Genomic DNA, 12,643 nt, shown 5'->3' on the forward strand with positions numbered 1-12,643 from the left:
CGCGCTCAGGTTGCCGCAACCCCACGCGGCGCGGTCTGCTCGGCGTGGAAGAGGAACAACGCGCACGCCGTCGACAGGCACACCAGCCCGGCGCACAGCATCGCGAGCGTGAACCCGTTGGCCATCGCGGCCCGATAGAGATCCGCGATCCAGGGCTGTCCGGCCGGCAGCGCATGATTGACGACCGCGCGCCGCGCCAGCCCGGCGGCATCGGGCGCGCCGGCCGCGCCCGCCGACAGCGTCATCGCGCTGACCGCATGCAGGCTCATCGCGCTCCCGAGTATCGCGATCCCGAGGCTCATGCCGGTCTGGCGCAACGCGTTCATCGTGGCCGACGCGATCCCCGCGCGCGGCGCGGGCGCATGCCCCATCACCAGCATGCCGGTGCCCGGCACCGCGAGGCCCATGCCCAGGCCCAGGACCGCCAGCACCGCGCCGATCGTCGGATAGGCCGTCGACGGGCTGAAGCACGCCATCGCGCACAGCGCCGCCCCGACGAGGCCATATCCCGCGACCATCAGCGCCTTCAGGGAAAAACGCGCGGCGAACCGGCCGAACAGCAGCGAGACGACGGCCGTCACGACGAACTGCGGCATCAGATGCCAACCCGCGAGCGCGGGCGCATTTCCCTGCGCCTGTTGCAGGAACAGCGACATGAAGAACAGGCTGCTGTACCCCGAGAAACCCAGCGCGAACGAAGCGAGATTGGCGAGCACCAGCGTGCGGTTGCGGAACAGCTCGACCGGCAGCAGCGGACGCCTGACGCGCAGCTCCACCCACACGAACGCGATGAAGCCGACGCCCGCGATACCCAGCGGCATCAGCACCTTGTCGGGCGCGGCCCCGTGCTCGCCGATCTCGATCAGGCCGTAGCTGAGCATGCCGAGCCACACCATGCTCAGCACCTGCCCCAGCGGATCGAACGCCGCATGATCGGGATGCTTGCGCTCGGGAATGCCCCAAGCGCCGAGCAGCACGGCCACGATCCCGAACGGCACGTTCACGAGGAAGACGCTTTCCCAGCCGACATGCTCGACCAGCAGGCCGCCGAGCAACGGGCCGGAGATCAGCGCGAGCGCGCTGAACGCCGACCAGCCGCCGATCGCCTTGGCGCGCTGCTTGGGCTCGGGGAACGCGTGGGTCAGGATCGGCATCGCGCCGGGGATCAGCAGCGCGCCGGCCACGCCCTGGATCGCGCGCCCCCAGAGCAAGGTGTCGAGCCGGCCGGCAACCGCGCAAAGCACCGAGCCGAACACGAACAGCAGCACGCTGCCGAGCCACACCCGCTTGTGACCGTAGCGATCGCCGAGCGGCCCCGCCGACAGCATCAGCGCCGACAGCGCGATCGCGTAGGCGTTGACCACCCACTGCAACCCGGCGAGGTCGGCATGCAACGCGGCCTGCAGCGTCGGCAGCGCGACGTTCACGATGCTGATGTCGAGCGTCGCGAGGAACGTCCCGAGATAGGCGGCGGCAATCAAGGCCGGAAGTCGATATCTGTGCATGGCGGCAGATCGAGAGGAACGTGGACCAGTCTTCATGCTATATTTCGACTGACCGTCGGTCAATCAAAAAATAAAAGAATGCCGTCCAACGTTCCAGTCGGAGCAAGCCGGGCCCGACGTCCGGGCAACGCCGTCAACGCGCGACAGCCCGGCCGGACACCCTGTTTCGACCGACACGCCGCCCCTCTTCCTCATCGCGCCGAGACATGCGGATTCCTGAATATTCAGGAAAAGGCATCGCTCACGGAAACGCCAGCGACTTCGCGTGCTCGACGCTTTCCGTGACGGTCCTCGCGAAATCGCCGTGACGTTCGAGCGAGCGCATGATCCTTTCCGCCACGCCGCCCGGTGTCGCGGCGCGGCCGATGTAGCACGTCAGGTCCTGCGCACTTGCCGTCACGGGTTTCACGCGCTGTGCCCAATCGATGATCCCGCGCCATTCGCCGAGCCCGAACGCCGCCGCGCAGTGCACGATGTCGTCGTCGCCGACCGTGATCCTCAGGTGATCGCAGTACATCAGGATGAACGGCAGACACGTGCCGAGAACCGTCACCGGCTCGAACTTGTCCTCGGACGACACGTCCAGCAGTTGCGCGCCCATCTCGCCCAACAGCGCGCGCGCCGGCGCATCCGCCTCGCCATAGGCCACGCCAAGCGACCGCCCCGAGGCAATCGTGTCGGGGGCGCTGATGATCGCGCGCGTGACCGAGCCGGCACCGCCGGCGGCATCGCGCAGTTTCTCGAGCGGCACGCCGGCCAGGAATGAAATGAGCGACTGCCCGTCGCGCAGCGCGTAGGCGGAGATCATCGCGTAGTCCGCGGGGCGGACGGTATACAGCAGCACGTCGCAATACCGGATGACTTCGTTCACATGCGCCAGACGATCCGCCATGCCGGCCGCGACGCTGATCGCATGCGACGACCGCGATCCGCGATGGCCGAGCCAGATGCGCCCGCGGTCGAATCCGACCGCGATCAAACGTGACGCCATCGCGACGCCCAAATGCCCCGCGCCTACGATTCCGATTCTTGGGCTCATCATTCCACCACCTCCGGAAGTTTTGGAACTGGCAACCGGCTTCGCAGCCGGACGCTCGGCGCACCGGGAAGCGACGGATCGACAGCGGCACGCCCGGCACGCGCGACGCCCTGCTCCGACACGCGCAGGCGCCTCGTCTTGAACCTCGAACCTCGAACCTTGGGCATGCCCGTCGCCGAGTCAGGAAAGCAACCGCACCGAAGCCCGAACACCGTGCCGGGCTCACGTCGCGCCCGGCAAAGTGACGCATCGCGGCTTGCGCGCCACGACGCCCTGATTCAGGCCCATTCAACCTGCCCGCCAGGACGACACTGGCGAATCAACGCCGCCTTGTTTATTTGCACTCCATATTAATAATGGCGATTGTTCACCGAACTCGATCCATCACACGTGATTCCGCCCTGGACCCCGGTTTCATCCCGCGCGATCCGGACGCCGACGATGACAGCATCGTCGCGAGTCGCTATCATCCTAGCATCCGACTGACCGTCGGTCAATTAAACGCAAATGCCCACCTGCCCCGGATCGGCCATGCCCGGCCGGCTTCCGGCGCACGCATCACCGAATCGAGGAACTCATGATCCATCAGCAGCGGTATGCGCTGTTCGCCCTTCTGCTTGCAGGCTTTGTGACGATATTTGATCTTTTCGTCGTCAATATCGCGATCGTCAACATCGAGCATTCCCTGCAGGCCAGCTATATCCAGCTGACGATGATCATCGTCGCCTACGAACTGTCGTTCGGTCTCCTGCTCATTACGGGCGGCAGGCTCGGCGATCTGTGGGGGCGCCGCCGCACCTACCGGATCGGCATGGTGTGCTTCACGGTCTCGTCGATCTTCTGCGGACTCTCCCCGAACGCGGAATGCCTGATCGCCGCGCGTTTCCTGCAAGGCTTGTCCGCGGCCTTGCTGTTCCCGCAGATCTACGCCAGCATCCGCTCGGATTTCGACGCGGCCGGCGCGGGCCGGGCCTTCGCCTACCTGGGCATGACGCTCGGGCTCGCCGCCGTCGCGGGGCAAGTGCTGGGCGGCCTGCTGATCTCCCTCAACCTCCTCGACCTGCAGTGGCGCAGCATCTTCTTCATCAACCTCCCGATCGGCATCGTGGCGCTGTACTTCTCCCGCGCCCTGCGCGGCACCTCGCCCGCGCGCGGCCAGTCCATCGACTGGGGCGGCGTGATCCTGTCGAGCGTGGGCATCTCGGCTGCGCTGCTGCCCCTGCTGATGATTTCGGCGTGGGGCTGGGACTTCAGGAGCTACGCGCTGCTGCTGGCCGGTCTCGGCACGCTGTATGGGTTCACGCTGCACGAATCCCGCTATGCGCGCCTCGGCCGCACCCCGCTGATCGACATGGCGCTCCTGCAGGACGCGTCGTTCGTCAAGGGTTCCCTGCTGGTCATGTGCATCTACGCGACCGCCGGCTCGTTCACGCTGGCATTCTCGATCCTGCTCCAGTCGGGGTTGAAGCTGAGCCCGTTCCAGGCGGGCATGGTCTACGTGGCGACGAGCGTCGGCTTCTCGGTCTCGTCGCTGCTGATGCCGAAGCTGATCCATCGCCACGGCCCGCGCTGCGTGTTCGTCGGCGCGGCCGCCTATGCCGCGAGCTTCGCGGCCCTGATCCTGGCGGTGCGGTATCTTCCCATCCAGCAGTCGCCCTGGCGTCTGCTGCCGGTGCTGTTCATGCTGGGCCTCACGCAAGGCATGGTCATGACCCCGATGCTCAACATCGTCCTCGCCAACGTGCGGGACAGCTTCGCGGGCATGGCGGCCGGCGTGCTCTCCACCCTGCAACAGGTGGGCGCAGCCTTCGGCGTCACCGCGGTCAGCACGATCATGCAATTGACACTGGAAAAATTGGCGGATCTGCCCATGTTCGCGCAGCTGCAAAGCGCGTTTGTCTACAGCATGCTGTTCAACGTGGGCGCGGCCGCCGTCGCGAGCCGCCTGCTGCTCAGGATGGCGGCCCCCGCGCAGCAGGCCTGAACACCCCGTCCGGCGCCGCCCGGCCGTACCGTAACGCACAGTAACAATTCGCTTTTTGCGCCGCATCCCACATTCGACCGATGGTCGGTCAAATATGAAACCATTGGTGGCACTATCGTCATGGCCTAGACTCCTGACTTTCGCACACCCGCTTTCTTAACAGCACGATGAGACACAAAACCAGCCAGCGCGGGCAGGAAACGCCCAAGCCCCCCCGCACCAAGCCGGCCGAAGTACGGTTGGACGAATTGATGGCGGCCGCCGAAAAGCTGTTCCTGGAGAAAGGCGTCGAAGCCACGACGATCAACGAGATCGTCGAACTGGCCGAAGTGGCCAAGGGCACCTTCTACCACTACTTCGCCTCGAAGAACGAACTGCTGGAGGCGATGGGCCGGCGCTATACCGCGCAATACCTGAGCCGCCTGGAGCAAACCGTCGACGCCTGCGCCCCGGACGACTGGTTAGGTCGGCTATGCACCTGGATCCGCACCAGCATCGAGGCCTACATCGAGACCTATCGCACCCACGATATCGTCTACACCAACCATCATCACCACGACCGCAGCAATCCGGAGAAGAACGCGATCCTCGACCAGCTGCAAGGCATTCTCGACGGCGGCGCGCGGGCCGGCGTGTGGCAGCTGGCGCAGCCCCGCATCACCGCGCTCCTGATCTACACGGGCGTGCACGGCGTCACCGACGACGCGATCGCCGCGCGAGACACCGACAGCGCCGCGTTCGCGCGCGATGTCACCGCCGTGTGCCTGCGCATGGTCGGCGTCAGCGAGGAAGCCCCGGCCGCCAAGCCGCGCCGCCGTTCGCGCTGACCGCATCGCCGCGCGCCTCACGCGGCGGGCCGGACCGCGGCCTCCGCGGGTGTCGACGCCACGCCCGCGTCGACGATCACGTGCGTCAGGCCCCGGCTGCACCGCTCGACCCGGGCGTGCACGCGATAGACGCGCGCGAGGATCTCCGGGGTCACGACCTCCGCCGGCGCACCGAACGCGACGATGCGGCCTTCGTGCAGGATCGCCGCATGGTCGGCGAAGCGCAGCGCATGGTTGAGGTCGTGGATCGCCATCAGCAGGCATAAGCCGTGCTCGTGCGCGAGCCGGCGCAGCAGCGCCAGCAGCTCGAATTGCCGATGCAGGTCGAGCGCGCTGGTCGGCTCGTCGAGCAGCACGATGCGCGGCTCGCGCGCGAGCGCCTGCGCAATCGACACCAGTTGCCGCTGCCCGCCGCTCAGCGCACGCAGCTCGCGGCCGGCCAGCGCATCGATCTGCAACAGGCGCAGCCAGGCCGAGACCGCGTCGAGTTCCCGCCGCGCGACGCGCCACGCCCCCTGCTGCTTCGCGCCGAGCAGCACGGCCTCGAGCACCGTCAGGCTCGCGCCGCCGAAGATGTCCTGCGGCACGAAAGCCGGCCGGTTCGGGTGTTGCGCGGGCCAGCTCAGCGCCGGCCGGCCGGCCGCGAGCACCCGCCCCGGCCCGTCCAGTTCGCCCGCGATCCGGCGCAGCAGCGTCGATTTGCCCGCCGCGTTGGCCCCCAGGAGCGCGGTCACGCTGCCGGGCCGCAACGGCCCGAGGCACACGCCGCGCAGCACGTCGCGCCCGCCCAGCGCGGCGCCCACCTCGTCGAGATGCAGAAGTCCGGTCACGCGCGCCCCTTCCGCAGAATCAGCACGAAGAACAGCGGCACTCCGACCAGCGCGGTGACGATGCCGATCGGCACGGCCTGCCCCGGCACCGCGACCTTGCTCGCCACCGAGGCGGCCGACAGCAGCACCGCGCCGCACAGCGCGGCGGCGGGCAGCAGGAAACGCTGGTCCTCGCCCACCAGCATGCGCGCGATATGCGGCCCGACCAGCCCGATGAAGCCGATCGTGCCGACAAAGGCGACGCACACCGACGCCAGCAGCCCGCTCAGCACGATGGTCTGCAAGCGCAGGCGCGCGACCGGAATCCCCAATGCGCTCGCGCGCGCCTCGCCGAGCCGCAGCGCGGTCAAGGCCCACGCCCGGCGCACGAACACGATGCAGGCCAGCAGCAGCGCGCCGGCCATGATCGCGAGCCTGGGGCCGTCGGCGCGGGCCAGGCTCCCCATGGTCCAGAACACCACGGCCGCCAGCGCCTGATCGGGCGCGACGTACTGCAACGCCTGCAACAGCGCGGTGAAGGTGAACACGAGCGTCGTGCCCAGCAGCACGATCAGTTCGCTGCTCATGCCGCGCCGCCGGCTCAGGCGGTCGATCAGCAGCACCGATCCCATCGCGACCAGGAACGCGTTGACGGGCACCGCGTACGCGACCAGCGCGGCCGGCAGCACGCTCACCCCGAGCACGAGCCCCAGCGCCGCGCCGAAGCCGGCCGCCGCCGACACGCCCAGCGTGAAAGGGCTCGCGAGCGGATTGTTCAGCACGGTCTGCATCTGCACGCCGGCCACCGACAGGCAGGCGCCCACCAGCCACGCGGTCAGCGCCACCGGCAGACGCAGGTCGCGCACGATCACGCGCAGCGCGACGGGCGCATGCGGATTCCACAGCGCATCGAGCACCTCGGCCGGCCGGTACGGCGCATACCCGACCGACAGATCCGTGAGCCCGCAGAGCAGCGCGAGCAGCGCGAGCGCGACCAGCCAGGCGCCGCGTCGCCGCACCGATGCGCCGTACAGCGCGCGCGCCGCCTCCGTCACCGCCGACGCGCCCGCGGCCGGCCCCGCGTCGCGCCCTGCGTCGTCCGCATACGGCCGCCACGCCTGCGCTTCCGTGATTCGCTTCATGTCACCACCGATAGGTAAAGGTCACCGTCGCCACCCGGTCCTGGCCGATGAAGCAGTACATCGCCGACGTGCAGCTCGCGACATAGGTCCGGTTGGTCAGGTTGCTGATGTTGAGCGCCAGGGTCGCGTCCTGCGTCGGCCCCAGGAGCTGCCCGACGTCGTAGCTCGCGGCAAGATCGAACAAGGTGACCGACGGCACGCGGAAGGTATTGCCCGGATCCCCCCAGGTCGCGCCGAGGTAGCGCACGCCGCCGCCGAGCCGCAGCCCCGCCAGCACGCCGCGCAGCCGGTAGTCGAGCCACGCGCTCGCGCTGTGACGCGGCGTTTGCGCCGGCCGCTTGCCGGCGTAGAGCGGATCGGCAGCGACCCGGCTGCTCAGGTAGGTGTAGCTCGCGATCAGGTTCAGGCGCGGCAGCAGTTCCATCGTCGCCGACAGATCGAAGCCGCGCGTGCGGATCTCGCCGGTCTGGTTGTTGAAGCCGAGGTGGTCGACATCCGCGGTCTTGACGTTGGTCTGCTGGAGATCGAAGAGCGCGGCGGTCAGCAGCACGTGCGAGCCGGCGGGATGGAACTTGACGCCGAGTTCGGCCTGCCGCGCCTCGACGGGCACGAACGCGTCGCCCTTGTAGTCGCTGCCGACGAGCGGATCGAACGAGGTCGCGTAGCTCCCATAGGCCATCAGCCCGGCGTCGAACTGATAGCTGAGCCCCGCGCGCCCGCTCCATTTCCCGTCGCGCTGGCGCGTCTCGCGCACCGCCGGCGAATAGCTCTGGGTGGCGTCGTCGCTCCTCGACCAGTCGTGCCGCGCGCTCAGCGTCAGCAGCCAGCGCCGGTACGCGATCTGATCCTGCGCATAGAGGCCGACGCGCGTGAAGGTCTGGTGGGACTTCCACGGCGCGGCGCGGCTCGCGCTGAAATCCGGCACGATCACGGGCTGGTAGTTCGCGCCGTACGGATCGAACGGCACTGGCCCGACGCTGTAGACCGCGCTGTCCAGCACGCCCGTGGTGTAGTCGAGGCCGGCCAGCAACGCATGCCGCGTCGGGCCCAGCCCCAGCTCGCCCGTCACGTGATGGTCCATCGTGAAGCTGCTGGACTTCGCGGGCGTCAGCTCGTCGTAGCCCTTGAGCCAGGGCTGTCCGTTCACCAGCTGGTAGCCATAGACCACGCCGCGCTGAAGGTCGGACGACACATACATGTAGCGGGCGCTGCCGGTGAAACGCCAGCCCTGGCCGAAGTCGTGCTCGAAGATCGACGTCAGCGCATCCTGCGTGCGCGTCGACTGCCGGAAGTTCGGATCGGTGTAGTTGCGCGAGCGGTTCAGTTGCGGATACGGGCTGCCGTTCAGCCCCAGCATCGCCGCCGGCAGGCTGTTGTAGTCGGGTATCGACGGCTCGCGCGAATGCACGGCCAGCCAGGTCCACGATGTATTCGGGCTGATCCGCCAGGTCAGGGCGGGCGCGAGATACAGGCGTCGGTGGCGCATGCCCTCGACCTGCTCATGGCTGTCCAGCCCGCTCGCCGTGAACCGGTACAGCACCGTCCGCGCCGCGTTCAGCGGCCCCGTGGCGTCGAATCCGAGATGCGCGCGATCGACGTCTCCGTATTGCACCGACACCTCGCGCTCCGCGGTATCGCGCGGCCGCCGGCTGACCTGATTGACGATCCCGCCGCCCGTCCCCTGCCCATACATCGCGGACGAGGGGCCGCGCAGCACTTCGATCCGTTCGAGCGCATAGGCGTCGATCTGCGGCAGCCAGCTGCCCGGATTGCCGATCACGCGCAGGCCGTCGAGATAGTAGTCCGCGTCGATGCCGCGGATCCGGGTGAGGTCCAGCTGCGAGCCGAAACCGCCGAAGCGCTCGCTGTTGACGCCCGCGGTGTAGCGCAGCGCCTGGCTGGTGGTGGCCGCCTGCTGCTCGTCGATCTGTTCGCGCGTGATCACGGATACGGACTGCGGCGTCGTCATCAGCGACGCCCGGCCCCGATTGCCGACGCTCGCCTCGGCTGCGACATAGCCGCGCACCGAACCGTTGCCGTCGTCGCCCTGCTTGTCCGTCACGGCGATCGCGGGCAGCGTGTCGCCGCCGCTCTCGTCCTGCGCCCACGCGCCGGTGGCGTGCGTGCACGCCGCCAGCATCACCGAGAGCGCGAAACGCCGGCGCGCGACCGTGGGCCCAAGCCGCGACCGCCCCCCGCGCGGCCGCTGGGGCCGCGTCCGAAAACCTTGGTGCATGTGTGTCCGTCTGTCCTGTTCCGCGTCGAAGAGGCGCGGACGGAGCGCGCCTCGACGCGCCCCCGCCCTGCCCCGCAGCCGATGAAAACGCCATCAACCGCGGGCCGGCGGAGCAGGCCGCGCGGGTCAGTCGGGTGGATGGATGAGGTGAACGATCGGTCGGATCTTTCCATTGACCGACCATCGGTCGAATGTAATGATAACCATTTTCATTTCAAAGACAAGACACGCCGTGACGCGCCGCATGTGTCCCGGGCTCGGGAAACGGCCCGGCCAGCTCCCCGTGTAAGCGTCTCGTCTATCGAGAGCACAGCCCCGCGACGGCCGAAAATATTGCGTTATCCGAGAGATTTCTGTCAATCGAATCCTTACATGCAAACTTTCTAACGGATTTCTATTGACCGACCGGCGGTCAACGCTTAATAATAATCATTCCTATTACATCGGATATGGAGATGATCGGATGGCTTCGACGCGCATCATCGGCCTGCTGACAGAGATCGGACTGCCCTCCGGGCTGCTCGAGTCGGCGGAATGCGACTGGCAACTCCGGGCGGATCTGGGCCTGAGTTCGGCGGAGACCCTGGATCTGCAATTGCGTCTGGAGCAAGCGGGATGCACGGGCTTCTCGCTGTGGGACAAGCACGATCACACGCTGGAAGAACTGGAACGGCTGATCGCGTCGGCCACGGCCGACAGCACCGGAGCCGCGCGATGAGCGCAGCGTCGATGTCCCTGAATCAACGGCTCGCCGCCGCCCTGCACGCCGGCGGCGACGCCCCCGCGCTGATCAGCGGCGCCGAGACGATCTCGCACCGGCAGTTGCTGTCGCGGGTCGCCGCCGCGTCGGCGCGGCTCGACGCGCACGGCATCGGCAAGGGGGATCGGATCGCGTTCCAGCTGCCCAATACCGCGCATGCCGTGATCCTGATGCTGGCGGCGCTGATGGCGGGCGCGGTGCCGGTGCCGATCCTGCCGGCCTACCGCGAGCGCGAACTGCGGCACATCCTGAAAACGGCGCGGCCGCGCGCGATCGCCGTGACCGCGGGCAATCGCCGTTTCAGCCCACTTCAGGCGGTGGCCGGCCTGCTCGCCGACGAGCAGCTGGAAATGCCGCTCAAGCTGGTCCTCGGCCCGCCTCGCGACGACGCCCATCCCGACTGGCACGACCTCGAGGCATTCTGCGCACTGCCGTCCGCCCCCTCGCCCGCCGCGCTGACGCCGGCCGGCATGCAGGCCGACGACCCTGCGATGATGCTGCTGTCGAGCGGCACGACCGGCCTGCCCAAGGCCATCGCACGGCGCAACGGCGGCTACAGCTACATGATCGAGGCAGGCTGCAAGGTTTTCGGACTGAGCGAGGCGGCCGTCTACCTGGCCGTGCTGCCGGTGTCCCACGGCTTCGTGATCAACTGTCCGGGCATCCTCGGCACGCTGGCCAGCGGCGGCGCCGTCGTGCTGGCGGCCGACACGAGCGCGCCCACCTCGCTGGAGCTGATCGCCGCGCACGGCGTGACCCACACCACGCTCGTCCCCGCCCTGCTCGCGCAGTGGCTCGAACACGCGCACGCGACCGGCGCCGCGCCCCACACCCTGCGCTACGTGCAGGTCGGCGGCTCGCGGCTGTCCACCGATCTCGCGACGCGCGCGGAGGCGCGGCTCGGCATTCACATCCAGCAGTGCTACGGGATGAGCGAAGGACTGCTCTGCTTCACCCGCTTCGACGATCCCGACACGGTGCGCTTCAACTCCCAGGGCCGCCCGCTCTCGGAATACGACGAAGTCCTGATCGTCGACGCGCAAGGCAGGCCGGTGCCGTGCGGCGAATCGGGCGAGCTGATCACGCGCGGCCCCTACACGATCCATGCGTATTTCAACGACGAGAACGCGTCGCTGCGCGCATTCACGGCGGACGGCCACTATCGCACGGGCGATCTCGCCCACGTCGACGCGGCCGGCAATGTCTACATCGACGGACGGGTCACCGATTCCATCAATCGAGGCGGTGAGAAATTCTGCCCCGAGGAAATCGAGGACCTGTGCAAGCGCCACGCCAAACTGAAGGATGCCGCGTGCGTCGGCATGGCGGACAGCCGCTACGGCGAGGTGCCGTGCCTGTTCGCGATCGTGCGCGACGACCTGCCGGTCTCGCTCGCGGAAATCCGTCAATACCTGGAGCGCGCGGGCATCGCCGCGTTCAAGCTGCCGGAAAAGCTGGTGCTGCTCGACGAGATCCCGCGCAAGGGCATCGGCAAGATCGATCGCGTGCTGCTGCGGGCCCAGGCCGCCGAGGACGCGCGACAGCACGCGGACGCCCGCCAGGCGAGCCCCGCATGAAACAGCTGCGAACCCAGGCCGAAGGCGCGGTGCGCTTCAGCGCGTCCGGCGCGGCGCCCGTGCGCCATCAGCTGGTGATCTTCCCGCACGCGGGCGGCAGCGTCGAGTTCTATCGCCCGTGGCGCGACAGCCTGCCCGCCGACGTCGACCTGATCGTCATCCAGTACCCGGGCTCGACCGCGAAGGAGGCGTTCCCGGCCTGGCAGGATCCGGCCGCCGCGATCCGGCGCTGCACGCGCGGGCTCGGCAGCCTGCTCGGACTCGCGCGCGCCACCTTCTTCGGCCACAGCATGGGCGCGCTGCTCGCGCTGCACGTCGCCGCGGCGCTTGCGCGCTCGCGCTTCGACATCGCGCAGCTGATCCTGTCCTCGCAAATGACGCCGCCCACGCTGCTGGACACGCTGAGCACCCCGACGGATCTCGAGCGGCTCGCCGACCGCGCGCTGGATCTCGGCGAAGTCGACGCGCTGGACACCCTCGGCGTCGAGGCGCGCGCGCTCGTGGCGTCGACCATCCGGCGCGATCTCGGCCTGTTGCGCGAGCTGGCGCGCCTGCCGATCGGCGCGCTGCCCGCGACCCGCATCTTCGGCGGTCGCGACGATCCGCTCATCGGCCCCGGGATCCTCGCCGAATGGCACGCCTTCCTGCCGCGCAGCGCACGCGCGGAAACCTTTCCGGGCGGGCATTTCTATCACCGGAATCCGCTTCAACCCGTTCTCGACGCGATCCTGCAGCACGCCGCCTGAACACTTCATTTCACACCG

10 protein-coding genes are annotated in these 12,643 nt (G+C 68.4%); 5 read left to right on the plus strand and 5 right to left on the minus strand.

Annotation, left to right across the window (positions count from 1 at the left end):
• Positions 1-5: 5 nt before the first annotated feature.
• Together AC1RQF_RS03285 and AC1RQF_RS03290 are read right to left on the minus strand one after the other, a co-directional pair.
• A complete protein-coding gene (locus AC1RQF_RS03285) occupies positions 6-1,505 on the minus strand; it encodes a DHA2 family efflux MFS transporter permease subunit (protein WP_274003756.1) in 1,500 nt (499 codons plus the stop codon).
• Between the two features lie 241 nt (positions 1,506-1,746).
• Positions 1,747-2,547 (minus strand): pyrroline-5-carboxylate reductase family protein, encoded by an 801-nt coding sequence (locus AC1RQF_RS03290; RefSeq protein WP_492871318.1) that lies wholly within the window; start codon positions 2,545-2,547, stop codon positions 1,747-1,749.
• 574 nt (positions 2,548-3,121) lie between these two features.
• Here AC1RQF_RS03290 and AC1RQF_RS03295 point away from each other — a divergent pair.
• Both AC1RQF_RS03295 and AC1RQF_RS03300 read left to right on the plus strand, forming a co-directional pair.
• Complete coding sequence (locus AC1RQF_RS03295) at positions 3,122-4,528, plus strand: MFS transporter (RefSeq protein WP_274003759.1); 1,407 nt, start codon at positions 3,122-3,124, stop codon at positions 4,526-4,528.
• A gap of 167 nt (positions 4,529-4,695) precedes the next feature.
• Positions 4,696-5,355 carry a TetR/AcrR family transcriptional regulator gene (locus tag AC1RQF_RS03300; protein ID WP_492871319.1) on the plus strand — a complete coding sequence of 220 codons (660 nt, stop codon included), beginning with the start codon at positions 4,696-4,698 and terminating at the stop codon, positions 5,353-5,355.
• 17 nt (positions 5,356-5,372) lie between these two features.
• On the opposite strand, the gene AC1RQF_RS03305 is transcribed toward AC1RQF_RS03300, so the two are convergent.
• The 3 genes from AC1RQF_RS03305 to AC1RQF_RS03315 are packed head-to-tail and all read right to left on the minus strand — an operon-like array spanning position 5,373 to position 9,446.
• Positions 5,373-6,185, minus strand: coding sequence for an ABC transporter ATP-binding protein (locus AC1RQF_RS03305; RefSeq protein ID WP_492871320.1), 813 nt, complete (start codon positions 6,183-6,185; stop codon positions 5,373-5,375).
• A complete protein-coding gene (locus tag AC1RQF_RS03310) occupies positions 6,182-7,306 on the minus strand; it encodes a FecCD family ABC transporter permease (RefSeq protein WP_274003766.1) in 1,125 nt (374 codons plus the stop codon). Before AC1RQF_RS03310 ends, AC1RQF_RS03305 begins: the two co-directional genes overlap by 4 nt.
• 1 nt (position 7,307) lies before the next feature.
• Positions 7,308-9,446, minus strand: coding sequence for a TonB-dependent siderophore receptor (locus AC1RQF_RS03315; RefSeq protein WP_274003769.1), 2,139 nt, complete (start codon positions 9,444-9,446; stop codon positions 7,308-7,310).
• A gap of 559 nt (positions 9,447-10,005) precedes the next feature.
• Here AC1RQF_RS03315 and AC1RQF_RS03320 point away from each other — a divergent pair.
• From AC1RQF_RS03320 to AC1RQF_RS03330, 3 genes are read left to right on the plus strand one after another with little or no spacing between them, the layout of a single operon-like run.
• A complete protein-coding gene (locus AC1RQF_RS03320) occupies positions 10,006-10,260 on the plus strand; it encodes a hypothetical protein (RefSeq protein WP_274003771.1) in 255 nt (84 codons plus the stop codon).
• 11 nt (positions 10,261-10,271) lie between these two features.
• Positions 10,272-11,879 (plus strand): AMP-binding protein, encoded by a 1,608-nt coding sequence (locus tag AC1RQF_RS03325; protein ID WP_274003772.1) that lies wholly within the window; start codon positions 10,272-10,274, stop codon positions 11,877-11,879.
• Complete coding sequence (locus AC1RQF_RS03330) at positions 11,876-12,625, plus strand: thioesterase II family protein (RefSeq protein WP_274003774.1); 750 nt, start codon at positions 11,876-11,878, stop codon at positions 12,623-12,625. Before AC1RQF_RS03325 ends, AC1RQF_RS03330 begins: the two co-directional genes overlap by 4 nt.
• The last annotated feature ends 18 nt before the right edge of the window (positions 12,626-12,643 follow it).

It is taken from the genome of Burkholderia sp. GW821-FHT14F03, from assembly GCF_058803765.1.